This is a genomic window from Xanthomonas rydalmerensis (assembly GCF_033170385.1).
GTDB classification, from domain to species: Bacteria; Pseudomonadota; Gammaproteobacteria; order Xanthomonadales; family Xanthomonadaceae; genus Xanthomonas_A; species Xanthomonas_A rydalmerensis.
The window spans coordinates 1,599,621-1,617,685 of the sequence record NZ_CP126170.1 but is presented as its reverse complement, the minus strand read 5'-3'; the positions used below and the strand labels follow the sequence as shown (position 1 = coordinate 1,617,685).

Genomic DNA, 18,065 nt, shown 5'->3' with positions numbered 1-18,065 from the left:
GACTTGCGCCACCCCCGTCGATCCCGCCCTGGAGCGTCACCGTCATGCCCTCACTGTTGCACCTCGATGCCAGCGCCCGCCCCGGCAGTTCCGCCGTCATGGCGCACGGCTCGCACACCCGACGCCTGACCGCGCGCTTCGTCCAACGCTGGACCGCACTGTATCCGGACACGCAGGTGGTCTACCGCGACATCGGCCGGGACCCGCCGCCGCCGGTGACCGGGCGTTGGATACATGCGGCCTTCACCCCTGCGCATGCGCGCGAGGACTGGATGCAGGCGGAGCTGCACGTCAGCGACCGGCTGATCGACGAACTGGTGCGCGCCGACCTGATCGTGGCCGGCGTGCCCATGTACAACTTCGGCCCACCCGCGCAGTTCAAGGCCTACATCGACAACATCGTCCGCGTCGGCCGTACCTTCGGTTTCGATCGCAGCCGCAGCGGCGCGCCTTACTGGCCGCTACTGGCCGCTGCGCGCAAGCGCCTGGTGCTGTTGTCCTCGCGCAGGGATCACGGTTACGACCCGGCGGGCGCTCTGGCCGCGAGCAACCATGTGGAGGCGTCGATCCGAACCGCGTTCGCTTACATCGGCGTCACCGACGTATACGGCGCGGCCATCGAATACGATGAGTTCGCGGACCAGCGTCTGGCCACCTCGATTCAGCAGGCGGAAACGGCGGTGGATGCCCTGGTGCGGCGCTTGGGCGCGATGCCGGCGTCCTGCGGATAACCTTCCCGCACGGACGGCGGCAGCGTCGGGTCGCCGGGTCCACCGCGGTGGGCGAACCTCGCCGCGGCCGAGACACAACCTGCCCGACGCGGCTGCGTCACCATACCGCCACCGCGCGCTGCGCAGCGCCGACCCGCAGGCGGAGGCGGCTGCACGGCACGGCGACGCGATCTGCGCGATCCTATTGCCCCCCGCGTCGCCCTGCATGCCGATGTCCGCGCCCTCCTCCGATCCGATCGCCGTTCCCAACGCGCGCAGTTTCCGTCCGCTGTTATGGCTGGTGTCGCTGGCCATCTTCATGCAGATGCTCGATGCGACCATCGTCAACACCGCGCTGCCGGCGATGGCGCGCAGCCTCGGCGAGAGCCCGCTGCAGATGCAGTCGGTGGTGTTCAGTTATGCGCTGGCGGTGGCGATGTTCATTCCCGCCTCCGGCTGGATCGCCGACCGCTACGGCACCCGCCGCACCTTCCTGATCGCGATCGTGCTGTTCACCCTCGGCTCGCTGCTGTGTGCGGCGGCGCCGCGGCTGCCGTATCTGGTGGCCGCGCGCGTGCTGCAGGGCATCGGCGGCGCGATGCTGCTGCCGGTCGGCCGGCTGGCGGTGATGCGCTCGGTGTCGCGCGCGCAGTTCCTCAGCGCCATGAGCTTCATCGCCATTCCCGCGCTGATCGGGCCGCTGGTCGGGCCGACCCTGGGCGGCTGGCTGGTGCAGGTGGCGTCCTGGCACTGGGTGTTCCTGATCAACCTGCCGATCGGCGCGATCGGCTTCGCCGCCGCGCTGAAGATCATGCCGGACTTCTACGGCGAGCAACGTACCCGCTTCGATCTGATCGGCTACGCGATGCTGGCCTTCGGCATGGTGGCACTGTCGCTGGCGCTGGACGGCATCTCCGAGCTGGGCCTGCGCCACGCCTTCGTGATGCTGCTGGCCATCGCCGGGCTGGCGGCGCTGATCGGCTACTGGCTGCACGCGGCCAACGCGCCGGCGCCGCTGTTCCCGCTGCACCTGTTCAAGGTCATCAGCTTCCGCATCGGCATCCTCGGCAACCTGTTCTCGCGCGTAGGCAGCGGCAGCATGCCGTTCCTGATCCCGCTGCTGCTGCAGGTGGGCCTGGGCATGAGCCCGATGAATGCCGGCCTGATGATGATCCCAGTGGCGCTGGCCGGCATGGCCTCCAAGCGCGCGGCGGTGAAGCTGGTGGAGCGCTTCGGCTACCGCCGCGTGCTGATGACCAACACCGTGCTGGTCGGCACCGCGATGGCCAGCTTCCTGCTGTTCGACGTCGGCCAGCCGCTGGGCTGGCGGCTGCTGCAGCTGGCGCTGTTCGGCGCGGTCAACTCGTTGCAGTTCACCGTCATGAACACGGTGACCCTGCGCGACCTGGACCGCGACCAGGCCAGCGCCGGCAACAGTCTGCTGTCGATGGTGATGATGCTGGCCACCGGCTTCGGCGCCGCGGCCGCCGGCAGCCTGCTGGCGGCGTTCAACACCCATCTCGGCGATACCCACGGCGCCACCGCGGCGCTGCACGCGACCTTCGTCTGCGTCGGCGCCATCACCCTGACCTCGACGCTGATCTTCTGGCAGTTGCCGGATACGCGGCCGCATCCGAAGCAGGTGGAAGAGGTGGCGGAGTAGCCGGGAGTGGGGATTTGGGAGTGGGGATTCGCAACGGCGAGGGCGATGCGGTCCGCACGATTCCTGGGCTCTCGTAGGAGCGGCTTTAGCCGCGACCCGACGCGGCCGGGAACGCCGGGTCGCGGCTAAAGCCGCTCCTACAGAGGCCGTGCCCCGCGCACTGCCTATGTGGCTTCACGGCGACCGTCGCTTTCCCCGGGTCCCGGGTTCCGAGTCCCCGGTCCCGGCTTCCCCTCCACCGCCTCCGCCAGCATCTCGCCGGTCACCGGCTTGCGCAGGAAGCCGCTGAAGCCGGCGGCGCGGGCCTGCGGCTCGGCGTCGGCGTCGGCGCGGGCAGTGACCGCGATCAGCGGCATGCCGTAGCCGAAGGCGCGCAACTGCCGCGCCAGCGCCAGGCCGTCCAGACCGGGCAGGTCCAGGTCCAGCAAGGCGATGTCGAACGTGCTGGCCGCCGCTTCGGTCAGCGCGGCCAATGCGTGTACAGCGTGGGTGACCTGGTGGCCGCGCGCGCGCAGCAGGCCGCCGACCACCTCGGCCACGGTCGGATCGTCCTCGACCAGCAGGATCCGCCGCGGCGTCGCGGCGCTGGTGGACGCGCGGAGGTCGCGCGGCGCCTGCGGCAGCGGCTCGGGCGTCCACGGCAACGGCAGCTCGACCAGGAAGCGGGTGCCGGCACCGAGGCGGCTGCGCAGTTCGATGCGTCCGCCCATCGCCACCGCCAGCTCCTGGCTGATCGCCAGGCCCAGGCCGCTGCCGCCGTAGCGCGCGGCAGTGCGCGGCCCGTCGGCCTGCTCGAAGCGCTGGAACAGCCGCGCCTGCTGTTCGGCATTGATGCCCGGCCCGGTGTCGGCGACCTCGAAGCGCACGCCCTGCTGCGGCTGCAGCGGCGCCACCCGCAACTCCACGCTGCCGTGCTCGGTGAACTTGATGGCGTTGTTGAGCAGGTTCAGCAGGATCTGCCGCACCCGCGTGGCGTCGCCGCGCGCGGTGACCTGCGGCGGCATGGCGTTGTCCAGGGCGAAGGCAAGGCCGCGGCCACGCGCCATCGGCCCCATCATCGCCTCCAGTTCGGCGATCAGCCGGCCCAGGTCGAACGGCTGCTGCTCCAGTTCCAGGCGCCCGGCCTCGATCCGCGCCAGGTCCAGCGCATCGTTGACCAGGCGCAGCAGATGCGAGCCGGCGTCGCGGATCGATTCGGTGTAGCGGCGCTGCGTGGGATCCAGCGGCGTCGCCAGCAGCAGTTCGCTCATGCCCAGCACCCCGGTCATCGGCGTGCGCACCTCGTGGCCGAGCGTGGCCAGGAAGCGGGTCTTGGCCAGCGAGGCCTGCTCGGCCACCTCCTGCTTGTGCACCGCCAGTTGCCAGGCGGCGCGCCGGCGCAGGCGGCGCCGGTACAGGTAGGCGAGCAGCCACAGTGCCAGCACCGCCAGCACCGCCAGCCCGGCCACGCCCCACGGACTGCGCCACCACGGCGGCAGCACGCGAAAGCGCAGCGTGATCACCTTCGACCACACCTTGTCGGCGGTACGCGCCTGCATCTCCAGGGTGTAGTGGCCCGACGGCAGCCGCGAGAACAGACGCTCGCCGCTGGCGCCGACATCGACCCAGTCCGGATCGTAACCGCTGAGGCGGAAGCGATAGGTGTTGGCGTCGGTGTCGGAGAACGACAGCAGGCGCGCGACCACGTGCAGATCGCGGTCGCCTTCCTGCAGCACGATGCGGTCGGCGTGCAGCAGGTCCAGCGCGCGCTCGCCGCGGCGCACGCCGATGCGCTCGATCACCAGCGGCGGCTGCCGCCGCGACGGCACCACCTGTGACGGCTCGAACAGCACCACGCCATCCGGGGTGCCGCCCAGGATCTGCCCGCTGCGCGCCTGCACCAGGGTGCGCGCGTAGAACTCCTGGTTGGGCAGGCCATCGTGCACACCGTAGGAGCGGATCGCCTTGCTCGCCGGATCGACCCGGATCAGCCCGCGCATGCTGCTCAGCCAGGCCACGCCGCTGGCATCGACGACCAGGCCGTTCGGCGCCAGCGCCGGGAACTCCTGTTCGGCATCGATGCGGTCGAGCAGGCTCAGCCGGCTGCCATCCCACAGATAACGCTCCAGGCAACCGACGCTGGCCAGCCAGACCACATTGCCGTCGCTGATCGCGAAGGCGCTCAGCGGACGCCGCGGCGCACCCGGCACCGGCTCGAAACGCACGCGCGCCGGGTTCCAGGCCAGCAGCCCGTGACGGCCCAGCACCCAGGGCTGGCCCTGCGGCCCGGGCTGGGCCTCGTCCACCACCAGTTCCGCGGGCAGGCCGTCGGTGCCCGGCGCCATGTCGCGCAGGACGTGGCCGTCGAGGTCACGCACCTGCACGCCGCCGATGTCGCTGAAGATCCAGACGTGGCGATCGTCGCTGAAGGCGATCCGCTGCACCTGCGACGCAATCGCCGCATCGGCACCGGCGTCGCTGCCCCAGCGCCGCACCTCGCCGCTGACCGGGTCGTAGCGCAACAGCGCGCCCCAGGCCGCCGCCCACACCCGCCCCTGCGGGTCCTCGGCGATCGCCCGCGACCAGTTGCGTCCGAACATCGCCTGCATGTGCCGATGCACGACGCCGGTGGCCGGGTCCAGCTTGTCCAGCACCCCGCGCGTGCCGGCCAGCCACACGCCGCCGTCGCGGGCGGCGGCAGTGGCCTGCACGTAGGGATTGCCCATCGACTCCGGGTCGTCCACCCGGTGGGACAGCACCGAGAACTGCTGCCAGTTGGCCGGCAGGTGCCACAGGCCGGCATTGGTGCTGGCGAACCACAGGCCGCCCTCGCGGTCCTCGAACGCCAGCGACCAGTTCGGCTTGACCAGTCCGTGCGCGGAGTTGCTGTACAGCGGCACGTTACGGATCACCCCCGACTCGCTCTCGCGGCCCAGTCCGTCCATGGTGTCGAACCAGCGGGTGCCATGGCGGTCGTGGACCAGCATCCCCAGCACGCTCTCGCTGGGCATGTTGCGCCAGTATGGCTCCACCACGCTGGCATCGGCGCGCAGCAGGCGCGCTCCGCCCTGGGTGGAGACCCACAGCGTATCGTCGCGTTCGGGGGTCAGCCCCTGCACTTCCGGGTGCGGCAGCGCGGCCGCGTCGACACGCTGGAAGTCGTGCCCGGTCCAGCGCGCCAGACCGTCGCGGGTACCGACCCACAGGGTCCCGTCCCACGTGGTCGCCAGATGGATGACCGTGGCCGACGGCAGGCTGCGTTCGTCGCCGGGCACCGGCATGAAGCGGCGCAGGCGGCCGTCCGGCCGCAGTTGGTGCAGGCCGCCGGTGGCGGTGCCGAACCAGACGCTGCCGTCCGGCGTGGAGGCGATCGCCCACACCGTGGTGCCGCCGATCTGCGGATAGGTGCTGCTGTCGTAGTAGCGGAATTGCCGGCGGTCGGCCGAGAGCATGCCCAGGCCGGCACCGTCGGTGCCGAACCAGACCCGGTTCTGCGCATCGACGTGCACCGACCAGATCTTGTTGGCGTGCAGGCCGTCCTCGATGCGCCAGATGCGGTAGCCGCGTCCGTCGAAGCGCGCCAGCCCGTCGCTGCTGGCCAGCCACAGGTAGCCGAGCTTGTCCTCGGCAAAGCCATTGATGCTGTTGGACGGCAGGCCGTCGGCCACGGTCAGCTGGCGCGGCTGCGGCGTCGGCGGCACTGCCGCGCCAGCGACCGCGGACCACGCCAGCAGCAGCCATCCCAAGATCCGTCTCGACCGCATCGCCTCTGTCTCCCCTGACGGGCGTCCGTCCCGCGCCACCACCCCATCGTCGGCGATAAGCGCCGGCGCTGGCAACCGGATCCGCATCGCCTCAGAGCCGGGGCGGCGCGCCGTCCAGCACCGCGTCGATGGCGGCCTCCAGCATCTGCCCGGTGACCGGCTTGCGCACGAACCCGGCGAAGCCGGCGGCGCGCGCCGCGGACTCGGCCTCGCCGTCGGAGCGCGCGGTCACCGCCAGCAGCGGGAAGCCGTGGCCCAGCGCGCGCAACTGCCGTGCCAACGCCAGGCCGTCGAGCGCCGGCAGATCCAGGTCGAGCAGGCCGATGTCGAAGCTGCCCTGGCTGGCTTCGGTCAGCGCCTCCAGGCCGTGCGCGGCCCAGGCCACCTGATGGCCGCGGCCGCGCAGCAGCTCGACCATCACCTGAGCCACGGTCGGTTCGTCCTCGACCAGCAGGATGCGCAGCGCGGTGCGCGCCCGCGGGGCCACCGCCGGCACCACCGCGGGCTCCTGCGCCGGGCGCCAGCACAGCGGCAGGCCCACGCGGAAGCGCGCGCCGTGCCCGAGCCGGCTCTCGACCTGGATGCGCCCGCCCATCGCCATCGCCAGTTCCTGGCTGATCGCCAGGCCCAGGCCGCTGCCGCCCTGGCGCACCGCGGTGCGCGGGCCGTCGCCCTGTTCGAAGCGCTGGAACAACCGCGCCTGCTGCTCGGCGCCGATGCCCGGGCCGGTGTCGGCCACCTCGATGCACAGCCCTTGGCCATCCTGCGCCGGCGCCACCTTCAGCGCCACCGAGCCGCTGCTGGTGAACTTGATCGCGTTGCCCAGCAGGTTCAGCAGGATCTGCCGCACGCGCAGCGCATCGCCTTCCACCGTGGTCGCGCCGGGCATGGCGTCGTGCAGATCGAAGCGCAGCCCGCGCGCCTGCGCCAGCGGCGCCATCAGGTTGACCACCTCGGCGATCAGCGCCTGCAGCGCGAACGGCTGCGACTCCAGGCGCAGGCGCCCGGCCTCGATCCGCGCCAGGTCCAGCGCGTCGTTGACCAGGTGCAGCAGGTGCGTGCCGGCGCGGCGGATCGACTCGGTGTAGCCGCGCTGCTTGGGATCCAGCGGCGTGGCCAGCAGCAGCTCGCTCATGCCCAGCACCCCGGTCAGCGGCGTGCGCACCTCGTGGCCGAGCGTGGCCAGGAAGCGGGTCTTGGCCAACGAGGCCTGCTCGGCCAGTTCCTGTTTGTGCAGGGCCAGCTCCCAGGCGTGCTGGCGGCCCAGGCGCCGCCGGTAGGCGCGCAGCGACACCAGCAGCAGCAGGCAGGCCGCGGCGAGCAGCCCGACGATGCCCCAGACGCTGCGCCACCAGGGCGGCTGCACCTGGAACGGCAGGCGCAGCGTCGGCGACCAGGCGCCGTTGCGGGTGCGCGCCTGGATCTCCAGCACCTGCGCACCGTCGGGCAGCTGCGGCAGGATGCGTTCGCCGCTGGCGCCGGTACTGACCCAGTCGCGGTCGTAGCCCGGCAGGCGGAACCGGTAGACGATGTGTTCGGGGTCGATGTAGGACAGCAGCCGCACCGCCACGCGCAGGTCGCGGTCGTCCGAGCGCAGGGTGAAGTCGCCGCGCGTGGGCAGGCTCAGCAGTTGCGGGCCGCGCCGCACCTGCACGCTCTCCATACTCAAGGCCAGCGGCACCGGCACCGGATCCGGCTGCCGCGTGTCCAGCAGCGCCACGCTGCCGTCGGCGGCGGCGGCCACCAGCACGCCGTCGGCGGTCATCAGCAGGCCGCGCCGCGCCAGTTCCTGGCTGCCGAGGCCGTCGCGGGTGCCGAACGCGCGCACCGCCGGGGTGTGCCGCGGATCGACCCGGAACAGGCCGCGGCGCATGCCCAGCCAGGCGCGACCCTGCGGATCGGCGACCAGCGCGCTGGACTCGGTGGCCGGCAGCCCCTCGGCTACCGCGTAACGCTGGCTGCGCTGCCAGTGCGTGCCGTCGTGCCGCCACAGTTCCAGCCCGGACAGCCGGTGCACCCACAGCGTGCGAGCGTCGGCGAAGGCGAACGACTGCACCTTCTCGCCAGCCAGTTCCGGCGGCGTGCGGAACCGCCCGGCCGCGTCGTCCCAGTGCTGGAGCTGTTCGTCGGCCACCCACGGCGTGCCGTCCGGGGACATCGCGAACGCGGCGATGTCGGTCCCGGCCAGACCGTGCTGGCCGCCGGGGAGGTTCTGCAGGACGTGGCCGTCGCCATCGCGCACTTGCACGCCGTAGCCCGGCGCGGCGATCCACAGCCGCTGGCGTGCGTCCAGTTGCAGCCAGGCGAGCGTGCCGTCCGGAATCGCATCGGCTTCGCCGGCGCTGCGGGTCCAGCGCTGCAGGCGGCCACCGTCGAGCGGACCGCGCAGCAGCATGGCGCTGCCGCCCATCCACAACGCCCCGCGCGGATCGTCCAGCACCGACAGCATGCGGCCATTGGGCGCGCCGTTGGCCCAGTGCGGCGCGCTCAGCGCACCGCTGGTGGTGTCGAGGCGGAACACGCTGGCGCCGGAACCGAGCAGCCACACGCCGCCGGCGCGCGCCGGCGCCAGGCCGACGTACTGGTCGGCAGGCAGGCCCTGCGCGGTGCCCAGCACCGCCAGGCGACGCCAGTCCGGACGCAGATAGCCGAGGCCGCGCGTCGGCAGCGGCACCCACAGGCCGCCTTCGCGGTCGCGCAGCACCGCCTCCACCACGCTGGCGCCGGACACCGCCGCGCCGCCGGTGTCCACCCGCCGCGCCGGCCCGTCGGCCGGCTTGTGCCACAGGCCCTCGCCGTTGCCGAGCCAGTAGCCGCCGGCGCCGTCCTCGGCGATCGTGCTGACCGCGCGGTGCAGGGCGTCGGCCCAGTCCGCGCGCAGCCAGCGCCCGGCGCGGTCGCGCCGGAACAGGCCGGTGTTGCCGCTGAACCACAGGCCGTCGCTGAGCGGGGTGATCGAGGTGATCACCTGCGCCTTGTCCGGCGTGCCGTCGTCGATGCGGTAGGCGCTGACGCGCTGGCCGTCGTAGCGCACCAGGCCCTTGAAGGTGCCCACCCACAGCACTCCGGCGTCGTCGAAGGCCAGGGTCAGCACCGCGCTGTCGAGCAGCGCGTCCACCTTCGGATCGCCAGCGCGGATGCGCTGCACCCGGCCATCGCCGCCCAGCCGATACAGGCCGCCGCGGTAGGTGCCGAAGAACACCGCGCCGCCGCGGCTGGCGATGGCGAACACCTCGTCGCTGCGCATCGCCGGCTGCGTGGCCATGTTGAAGTGGCGGAAGCCACGCCGGTCCGCGCCGAGCACGCTCAGCCCGCCGCCCTCGCAGGCCACCCAGATGCGGTCGCGCGCGTCGATGTGCATGTCCTGCACGTAGTTGCAGCGCAGCGAGGCGGGATTGGCCGGGTCGTGCCGCCAGACCCGGAACTCGCGCCCGTCGTAGCGGGCCAGGCCATCGCCGCTGGCGATCCACAGGTAGCCGTCGCGGTCCAGCTGCAGCGCGGAGATGTCGCTGGACGGCAGCCCCTGCTCGCTGGAGAACACCCGGAAGCGCGGCAGCTCCGGCACCCCGGCCCAGGCATCGGCGCACAGACCGGCCAGCGCCAGCAGGCAGGCCAGCCCCCAGCAGCGCCACCGGCGTGGGGGATGCGGGATGGACATGGACATCGGCTCCGGCAAAGGACGTCGGCGGATGAACACCGGCGCACTGCCGGGGCCGGACGCGCAGGGCGCCCGCTCCGTGTGCCGCTCGCCGCGGCAGCGTTCTTATACCCCGCGGCGGCCTAAAAATCACACCTGTCGCAGCGTGCAACGAACCGTTACGCGGCGCAGGTACGCAGCCGGCCCGGACTGTGACTAGAATCCGGCGACCTCCCAGCGCGGCCCCGCTCCATGCTCAAACCCTCTCTCGTGGCCCTCCTGCTGGCCTTGCCGGGCGCCGCCCTCGCCGCGCCGGCGCAGTACGCGCTGGACCCGGTGCACACGCGGGTGCTGTTCGCGATCGAGCACGCCGGGTTCTCCAAGGCGCTGGGCACCGTGTCCGGCAGCACCGGCACCCTGGTGTTCGATCCGGACGACTGGCGCAGCGCGCGGCTGCAGGCGCGGGTGCCGTTGCAGCGGCTGGACCTGGGCGACGAGAAGTGGAACCGCGCCGCGCTGGCGCACAACCTGCTCGACGGCGAGCACTACCCGGAGGCGCAGTTCATCTCCACCCGCGTCGAGCCGATCGATGCGCAGCACGCCAAGGTGATCGGGCAGCTGACGCTGCATGGCGTCACCCGCGAGGTGACCCTGGACGTGACCCTGAACGCAGTGAAGCGCCATCCGTTGCCGCCATTCCGCCGCACCGCCGGCTTCTCCGCCACCACCACGCTGCAGCGCGCCGACTTCGGCATCAGTGCCTGGCCGTCGGTGATCGGCGGCACGGTGGAGCTGCGCATCGAGGCCGAAGCCACCCGCGAAGGCGGCGCCAAGGCCGAGCCGGATCCGGCGCCGAGTACCACGCCAACCGCCCCCACCGACACCCGCACGCCGGCAGCGCAGGACGGCACGCCATGAGCGCGCGCAACACTCCCGAACGCTGGGGCAGCGTCAGCCAGACCCTGCACTGGCTGATTGCCGCGCTGATCCTGCTGCTTGGCGTGGTCGGCCTGACCATGGGCGAGTTGCCGAAGACGCCCAAGTATTTCTGGGTCTACACCGCGCACAAGTCGCTGGGCCTGACCGTGCTGGCGCTGGTGATCGTGCGGCTGGGCTGGCGCCTGTACGCCGGCGCGCCCAAGCCGGTGCCGGGCACGCCCGGCTGGCAGGAACGCATCGCCAGCGCCACCCACGTGCTGCTGTACGTGATGATCTTCGCCATCCCGCTGTCCGGCTGGCTGTACGACTCCAGCAGCGGCCTGCGCCCGCTCCGCTGGTTCGGCCTGGTCGCGGTGCCCAAGCTCAGCGCCCCGAACGAACACCTGCGCGACCTGTCGCACGCGGTGCACGAGTGGGGCTTCTGGCTGCTGATCGCGGTGGTCCTGGCGCATGCCGGCGCCGCCTTCTACCACCACCTGTTCCAACGCGATGCCACCCTGGCGCGGATGCTGCCGCGCGGTTGGCTCACCCCCAAATCCTGAGGAGCTGTTTCGATGTCGACCCGTTTCGCGTCCCCCGCCGCCGTCGCCGCCAGTCTGGTGGCCCTGCTCGCCGCTGCCCCCGCGGTGCGGGCCGCCGACTATGTGCAGGCCCCCGGCTCCACCCTGGTGTTCGCCAGCAAGTACGACGGCGAAGTGTTCACCGGCCAGTTCCCCGGCTTCGACACAAAGCTCAGCTTCGACCCGGCCAACCTGGCCGGCGCCAAGCTCGACGTGACCATCCCGCTGGCCGGCGCCAAGAGCGGCAACACCGACCGCGACTCCACCCTGCAGGGCGCGGACTTCTTCGACGTCGCCAAGTTCGCCACCGCGCACTACCGCGCCGACAAGTTCCGCGCGCTGGGCAACAATCAGTTCGCCGCCGACGGCACCCTGGAGCTGCGCGGCGTGTCCAAGCCGGTCACCCTGACCTTCACCTGGACCCCGGGCGCGCAGCCGGTGCTGGCCGGCAAGGCCACGGTCAAGCGCCTGGACTTCGGCGTGGGCGGCGGCGACTGGTCCGACACCAAGACCATCCCCAACGAAACCGCGATCAGCACCAAGGTGGTGTTCAAGGCGAAGTGATTCGCCACAGGCCGCGGCGCGCGGCCGCTGAGCGGCGGATTTCCTCGTCGGGTCCGCCGCTTTTTTTATGCGCGGCTCAGGCGCGTTCGGCCGAGGCCGCCAGCCAGGCGCGCACGCCGGCGGTATCGAATGGCCAATCCAGTTCGCGCCCGTCGGCGGCACGCAGCACTGGCACGCGCACGCCGTAGCGCGCCTCCAGCGCCGCGTCGTCGTCGATGAACACGCTGTGCGGCTCGGCCACGCGCGCCTGCGCCAGCACCTGCAGGGCCTGGTCGCACAGATGGCAGTCGTCGCGCTGGTATAGGGTCAGGGACATGCTCGCGTCCAATGCTGCGCTGCGGACCTGTGCCGCGCGCCGGAAGCATAGAATAGACGGTCTTTCGCCACCCCTTCGGCACGCGCATGGCTGTCAGTACCTTCGACCTGTTCAAGATCGGCATCGGGCCGAGTTCCTCGCACACCGTGGGACCGATGCGCGCCGCCGAGCGCTTCGTGCACCGATGGCTGTTCGACCAGGGCCGTCTGCAGGACGTGGTGCGCGTGCGCGCCGAAGTGTTCGGCTCGCTGGCCCTGACCGGGCGCGGCCACGGCACCGACAAGGCGGTGCTGCTGGGCCTGGAAGGCCAGCGCCCGAACCTGATCGACCCGGACATCATCCCTGGCGCGCTGGAGCGCATCCGCGGCAGCAAGCGCATCAACCTGCTCGGCCAGCACGAGATCGCCTTCGACGAAAAGCGCGACCTGGCGATGAACAAGCGGCAGAAGCTGCCGTACCACACCAACGGCATGCGCTTCACCGCCTACGCCGCCAACGACGAAGTCATCGCCACGCGCGACTACTACTCGGTCGGCGGCGGTTTCGTGGTCAACCAGGACGATGCTGCCGACGACCGCATCGTGGCCGACGAGACGCCACTGCCGTACCCGTTCAAGAGCGGCGACGAACTGCTGGCGCAGGCCGCGCGCAGCGGCCTGAGCATCGCCGCGCTGATGTTCGAGAACGAGAAGTGCTGGCGCAGCGAGGACGAGATCCGCGCCGGTCTGCGCGAGATCTGGGGCGCGATGCAGGCCTGCGTGACGCGCGGTATCCGCGAGGAAGGCACCCTGCCCGGCGGCCTGCACGTGTCGCGGCGCGCGCCGGCGCTGTACCGCGAGCTGTCGTCCAAGCCGGAAGCGGCGATGCGCGATCCGCTGACCACGCTGGACTGGGTCAACCTGTACGCGCTGGCGGTCAACGAAGAGAACGCCGCCGGCGGCCGCGTGGTCACCGCGCCCACCAACGGCGCGGCCGGCATCATCCCGGCGGTACTGCACTACTTCGACCGGTTCTGCCCCGGCGCCGACGAACAGCGCGTGTTCGACTTCCTGCTCACCGCCGCGGCGATCGGCATCCTGTACAAGGAAAACGCCTCCATCTCCGGCGCCGAGGTCGGTTGCCAGGGCGAGGTCGGCGTGGCCTGCTCGATGGCCGCCGGCGGCCTGGTCGCCGCGCTCGGCGGCAAGCCGGGGCAGATCGAGAACGCGGCCGAGATCGGCATGGAGCACAACCTCGGCCTGACCTGCGATCCGATCGGCGGCCTGGTGCAGATTCCCTGCATCGAGCGCAACGCGATGGGCGCGGTCAAGGCGATCAACGCCAGCCGCATGGCGATGCGCGGCGACGGCAAGCACAAGGTGTCGCTGGACAAGGTGATCCGCACCATGCGCGACACTGGCCGCGACATGCAGGACAAGTACAAGGAAACCAGCCGCGGCGGGCTGGCGGTGAACGTCATCGAGTGCTGAACCATCCCAATGGACGCTGGCCCTCGCGATCGCCAGCGTCCCCGCCGCTGCGCGGATAAAGATCCGCGCGGCGGTGCCGCTAACGCAAGAGACGTCAGCCGATCCGGCATTGGCATGCTCTTGCGGTTCCCATACGCCTCCTGGCGCCTGCTGGCGCTACAGCTGGCCATGCTCTCGACAGCGTGGAGCGCGTGTGTGCCGCAGGCGCGGGCCCTGCAACCGGACAAGCAGTTCAATCACTACGAACGCGAAGGCTGGGGCCTGGACCAGGGCCTGCCGCAGCTGAGCGTGCAGGCGTTCGCGCAGGACCATCAGGGCTATCTGTGGATTGGCACGATGGGCGGACTGACCCGCTTCGACGGTGTGCGCATGACCTCGTTCAACGAGGGCGCGCCGGCGCACCTGCCCGGCAACCTGATCAAGGCGCTGCACGTGGATGCCGCCGGCACGCTGTGGATCGGCACCTACCGCGGCCTGTCCCGCTACCGCGACGGTCGCTTTACCACGCTGCTGCCGCAGGATCCGCAGGCGCCGCTGCTCAACATCGAGGCGATCGCCACCGACGCGCGCGGCACCGTGCTGGTCGCCGCGCAGGATGGCGTGTACGCCGTACAGGGCGATCGCCTGCAACTGCGCTACCGCATCGCCGGCGGCGCCTACACGCTGTTGCCGCGCGCCGACGCGCTGTGGGTGGGCACGCGCGGCGCGGTACTGCGCTTCGTCGCCGGCCAGGACGCGCCGGTGTCGCTGCCGTTACCGCAAGAGGCCGGCGCCACGCCGGTGCAGCACCTGCTGGAGGCGCAAGGCACGATCTGGGCCGGCACCCGCGACGGCCTGCTGGTGCGCCGCGACGGACGCTGGCAATGGCTGCCCGATGCCGCCGACCTGAGCCGGCGCGCAGTGCAGGCCTTGTTCGAGGACAGCGACCACAACCTGTGGGTGGGGCTGCCCGGCGCGCTGCTGCGCGTGCGCGATGGCGCCATCGTCGAACGCAACCCGGAGAGCAAGCCGAACATCGGCGTCAACGCCATCTTCGAGGACCGCGAACGCAACCTGTGGCTGGGCAGCAGCTGGAACGGCGCGACCCGGCTGTGGAACGGCTGGACCCGTCGCTACAGCACCCACGAAGGGCTGGACGACGCGCTGGTGTGGACCCTGGCGCGCGATCCGGATGGATCGCTGTGGGTCGGCACCGACAGCGGCCTGTCGCAGTTGCGCGATAGCCGCTACCAGCAGCGCGTGAGTCTGGCGGAGTTGCGCAACGAGGCGCCCTACACCTTGCTGGCCGAACCCGGGCAGCTGTGGATCGGCACCCGCCATGGCGCCGCCCTGTTCCGCGACGGCCGGCTCAGTCAGCCCGCCTGGCTGGCCCCGCTGCGCGACCTGCAGATCAGCGGCATCGCCCGCGACCGCGCGCAGCGGCTGTGGTTCGCCAGCGACGACGGCCTGTTCCGCGCCGACGGCGCGCGGCTGCGCCGCTACGGCACGGCCGAGGGCCTGCGCGATCCGCGCATCCGCCTGGTCCACGAGACCCGCGACGGGCGCCTGCTGGTCGGCGCGCAGTCGGGCCTGTACGAACTGCGCGGCGAGCGCCTGATCGCGCTGGCCCCGCCGGGCTCGGCGCTGGCCAGCGCCGACATCACCGCCATCCACGAACTGCCCGGCGGGCAGTGGCTGGTCGGCACCCTCAACGAGCAGTTGTGGCTGTTCGACGGCAGGCACTGGTATGCATTCGGCGAGCAGGACGGGTTGCCGGTCAACGCCGCGTTCTTCATCGCCGACGACGGCCACGGCGCGATCTGGGTGGCCGGCCTGCGCGGGGTCTACCGCGTGCGCCTGGCCAACCTGCAGCGCCACGCGGCATCGCCGCAGGCGCCGCTGAACGCCGAACTGATGTTGACCGAGCGCGCGCAGCGCCATGGCGGCGTGCAAGGCATGTGCTGCAACGGCGCCGGCAACGGCAAGGGTTTCATCGAGCACGGCGCGCTGTGGCTGCCCAGCCGCGACGGCGTGGTCGCACTGGACACCGCCGGCATCGTCAAGAATCCGGTGGCACCACAGCCGGTAGTGGAGCGGGTGCGCGCCCTGGGGCAGTGGCTGACGCCGCAGGCGCTGCCGGCGCCGCTGCCGGAAGGCGCGCGCGACCTCGACTTCGAGTTCACCGCCGCCTCGTTCCAGGCGCCGCAGAACGTCGAGCTACGCTACCGCCTGCTCGGTTACGACCGCGACTGGCGCACTCTCGACGACATCCGCCAACGTGCGGTCAGCTACACCAATCTGCCCGGCGGCGACTACGTGTTCGAGGTGACCGGCAGCAACAACGCCGGCGTCTGGGCGGCAGCGCCGGCGCGGCTGCCGCTGCGGATCGCACTGCGCTTCCAGGAAACGCTGCTCTACCGGCTGTTGCTGGCGCTGGGCGCGTTCGCCCTGTTGCTGAGCGCCTTGGCCCTGGCGCGGCTGCACAACCGGCGCCAGCGCGACGCCCTGGAACGCCAGGTGCATGAGCGCACCCAGGCGCTGCAGGCGGCCAACCAGCGCCTGCAGGAAGCCAGCTTCACCGACGAGCTGACCCAATTGCGCAACCGCCGCTACCTGTCGCTGCACATCCCCAGCGACATCGCGCTGTACCGGCGCATGGCCGCCAACGACGAGGACATGCTGTCCTCGGGCATGCTGTTCGCGCTGATCGACATCGACCATTTCAAGTCGATCAACGACAGCGGCGGCCACCACACCGGCGATGCCGTGCTGCAGCAGATGGCGCAGTTGCTGGTGCGGCTGACCCGCGAAAGCGACTACGTAGTGCGCTGGGGCGGCGAAGAATTCCTGCTGGTGCTGCGCTCGGCGCCGCGCGAAAACCTCACCATGGCTGCCGAACGGCTGTGCCGCTCGGTGGCCGCGCACCCGTTCGTGCTCGAGCACGGCCGCCAGGGCCGGGTCACCTGCTCGATCGGGCTGGCCGAATTCCCGTTCGTGCACGACCCGGACAACCTGCTCGGCTGGGAACAACTGCTGGTGCTGGCCGACCGCGCGCTGTACCAGGCCAAGGCCAAGGGCCGCAACGGCTGGGCGGCGTACCGGCCGGTGCTCGGCGCGCAGGCCGAGCAGGTGCTGGCCGCGTTGCAGGAGCCGCTGGCGCAGATGCAGCGCCACGCCTGCCTGACCCTGGTGCACAACGGCGGCAGCCTGCCGCCGGTGTGAGGCGTTGACGCCTCGCAAGCGCAGGCCGGGCTAAGGTCGTGGTCCATCACGCCTGCCACCCCGCTGCCATGCGCCACTGCCTGCTGCTCGCCGCCCTCGCCCTGTCGCCGCTCGTCGCCTCCGCGGCCACCGACGCACCGCCGCGCTACGGCGCGCAACTGGAAGGTTTCGCCTATCCCTATCCGGTGCATTGGTACCGCTTCGATTCGCAGCGCCAGCCGCTGCAGATGGCGTACATGGACGTGGCCCCGACCGGCACGCCGAACGGCCGCACGGTAGTGCTGCTGCACGGCAAGAATTTCTGCGCGGCGACCTGGGAATCGACGATCGCCGCCCTGGTCGCACAGGGCTATCGGGTGCTGGCGCCGGACCAGATCGGCTTCTGCAAGTCGAGCAAGCCGCAGGCCTACCAGTTCACCTTCGCGCAATTGGCGGCCAATACCCATGCGTTGCTGCAACAGGCCGGCGTGACCCGTGCCGCGTTCGTCGGCCATTCGATGGGCGGCATGCTCGCCGCGCACTACGCGCTGCAATATCCGCAGGACGTGAGCCAGCTGCTGCTGGTGAACCCGATCGGGCTGGAGGACTGGAAGGCCGCCGGCGTGCCCTGGCGCAGTGTCGACGACTGGTACGCCAAGGAGCGCAAGACCGACGCGGCCTCGATCAAGCAGTACCAGCGGACCGTCTACTACGGCGGACAGTGGAAGCCCGAGTACGACCGCTGGGTGAGCATGCAGGCCGGCCTGTACGCCGGCCCCGGCGGCGACCGCGTGGCCTGGAACCAGGCACTGACCTCGGACATGGTGTTCAATCAGCCGGTGGTGCAGCGCTTCGCGCAACTGCGCGTGCCGACCACGCTGTTCATCGGCCAGCGCGACCGGACCGCGATCGGCAAGGACCTGGCGCCGCCGGCGCTGGCGGCGACCCTGGGCGACTATCCGGCGCTGGGCAAGCGCGCGGCCGCGGCGATTCCCGGCGCGCACCTGGTCGCCTTCGACGACATCGGCCATTCGCCGCAGGTGGAAGCGCCGCAGCGGTTCAATGCGGCCTTGCTCGAGGCACTGGGCACGGCGCCCTGAACACACACCCGCCGTTAGCCCAACTACTGATCCCTGCGCGGCGACGCGAGCGCGCCTTGCCGCGCAATCGGAAGTCTCGTCGCGGCAGCTGGCGGCGACAGCAAGCAGCGAGCGCGCCGCACACATCCTGGCCGGCGACGCGCCTTGTCAGCTCTGCACGCCCTCGCTCGACGGGTTCGACACA

The 18,065-nt window shown here is 71.4% G+C and carries 11 protein-coding genes; 8 read left to right on the top strand and 3 right to left on the bottom strand.

Annotated features, from left to right (window positions below; translation table 11 throughout):
* Positions 1-56 precede the first annotated feature (56 nt).
* Together QN245_RS06600 and mdtD are read left to right on the top strand one after the other, a co-directional pair.
* On the top strand, positions 57-731 hold the full coding sequence (locus QN245_RS06600; RefSeq protein WP_317844881.1) for an FMN-dependent NADH-azoreductase: 675 nt from the start codon (positions 57-59) through the stop codon (positions 729-731).
* A 211-nt stretch (positions 732-942) separates the two neighbouring features.
* Positions 943-2,373 carry a multidrug transporter subunit MdtD gene (gene mdtD, locus QN245_RS06595; RefSeq protein WP_160965498.1) on the top strand — a complete coding sequence of 477 codons (1,431 nt, stop codon included), beginning with the start codon at positions 943-945 and terminating at the stop codon, positions 2,371-2,373.
* Positions 2,374-2,537: 164 nt separating this feature from the next.
* Here the strand turns inward: mdtD and QN245_RS06590 are convergent, their stop codons facing one another.
* A complete protein-coding gene (locus QN245_RS06590) occupies positions 2,538-6,098 on the bottom strand; it encodes a hybrid sensor histidine kinase/response regulator (protein ID WP_425612918.1) in 3,561 nt (1,186 codons plus the stop codon).
* A gap of 109 nt (positions 6,099-6,207) precedes the next feature.
* Complete coding sequence (locus QN245_RS06585) at positions 6,208-9,774, bottom strand: hybrid sensor histidine kinase/response regulator (protein WP_317844879.1); 3,567 nt, start codon at positions 9,772-9,774, stop codon at positions 6,208-6,210.
* Positions 9,775-10,005: 231 nt separating this feature from the next.
* Between QN245_RS06585 and QN245_RS06580 the strand changes: the two genes are divergently transcribed.
* The 3 genes from QN245_RS06580 to QN245_RS06570 are packed head-to-tail and all read left to right on the top strand — an operon-like array spanning position 10,006 to position 11,816.
* On the top strand, positions 10,006-10,671 hold the full coding sequence (locus QN245_RS06580) for a YceI family protein (protein WP_317844878.1): 666 nt from the start codon (positions 10,006-10,008) through the stop codon (positions 10,669-10,671).
* Complete coding sequence (locus tag QN245_RS06575; protein ID WP_317844877.1) at positions 10,668-11,234, top strand: cytochrome b; 567 nt, start codon at positions 10,668-10,670, stop codon at positions 11,232-11,234. Before QN245_RS06580 ends, QN245_RS06575 begins: the two co-directional genes overlap by 4 nt.
* 12 nt (positions 11,235-11,246) lie before the next feature.
* Positions 11,247-11,816 carry a YceI family protein gene (locus tag QN245_RS06570; RefSeq protein WP_317844876.1) on the top strand — a complete coding sequence of 190 codons (570 nt, stop codon included), beginning with the start codon at positions 11,247-11,249 and terminating at the stop codon, positions 11,814-11,816.
* 76 nt (positions 11,817-11,892) lie between these two features.
* On the opposite strand, the gene QN245_RS06565 is transcribed toward QN245_RS06570, so the two are convergent.
* Positions 11,893-12,132, bottom strand: coding sequence for a glutaredoxin family protein (locus QN245_RS06565; RefSeq protein ID WP_317844875.1), 240 nt, complete (start codon positions 12,130-12,132; stop codon positions 11,893-11,895).
* Positions 12,133-12,218: 86 nt separating this feature from the next.
* Here QN245_RS06565 and QN245_RS06560 point away from each other — a divergent pair, with 86 nt between their 5' ends.
* The 3 genes from QN245_RS06560 (at position 12,219) to QN245_RS06550 (ending at position 17,881) form a co-directional block, all read left to right on the top strand.
* Complete coding sequence (locus QN245_RS06560; protein ID WP_048490425.1) at positions 12,219-13,601, top strand: L-serine ammonia-lyase; 1,383 nt, start codon at positions 12,219-12,221, stop codon at positions 13,599-13,601.
* Between the two features lie 195 nt (positions 13,602-13,796).
* On the top strand, positions 13,797-16,802 hold the full coding sequence (locus tag QN245_RS06555; RefSeq protein ID WP_317844874.1) for a ligand-binding sensor domain-containing diguanylate cyclase: 3,006 nt from the start codon (positions 13,797-13,799) through the stop codon (positions 16,800-16,802).
* A 68-nt stretch (positions 16,803-16,870) separates the two neighbouring features.
* Positions 16,871-17,881 carry an alpha/beta fold hydrolase gene (locus QN245_RS06550; RefSeq protein WP_317844873.1) on the top strand — a complete coding sequence of 337 codons (1,011 nt, stop codon included), beginning with the start codon at positions 16,871-16,873 and terminating at the stop codon, positions 17,879-17,881.
* Positions 17,882-18,065: the final 184 nt, after the last annotated feature.

Bases quoted from the DNA above. Each gene is read 5' to 3' on its own strand.
- QN245_RS06565 (WP_317844875.1), bottom strand. From the start codon at position 12,132: ATGTCCCTGACCCTATACCAGCGCGACGACTGCCATCTGTGCGACCAG.
- QN245_RS06570 (WP_317844876.1), top strand. From the start codon at position 11,247: ATGTCGACCCGTTTCGCGTCCCCCGCCGCCGTCGCCGCCAGTCTGGTG.
- QN245_RS06550 (WP_317844873.1), top strand. From the start codon at position 16,871: ATGCGCCACTGCCTGCTGCTCGCCGCCCTCGCCCTGTCGCCGCTCGTC.
- QN245_RS06560 (WP_048490425.1), top strand. From the start codon at position 12,219: ATGGCTGTCAGTACCTTCGACCTGTTCAAGATCGGCATCGGGCCGAGT.
- QN245_RS06575 (WP_317844877.1), top strand. From the start codon at position 10,668: ATGAGCGCGCGCAACACTCCCGAACGCTGGGGCAGCGTCAGCCAGACC.
- QN245_RS06585 (WP_317844879.1), bottom strand. From the start codon at position 9,774: ATGTCCATCCCGCATCCCCCACGCCGGTGGCGCTGCTGGGGGCTGGCC.
- mdtD (WP_160965498.1), top strand. From the start codon at position 943: ATGTCCGCGCCCTCCTCCGATCCGATCGCCGTTCCCAACGCGCGCAGT.
- QN245_RS06580 (WP_317844878.1), top strand. From the start codon at position 10,006: ATGCTCAAACCCTCTCTCGTGGCCCTCCTGCTGGCCTTGCCGGGCGCC.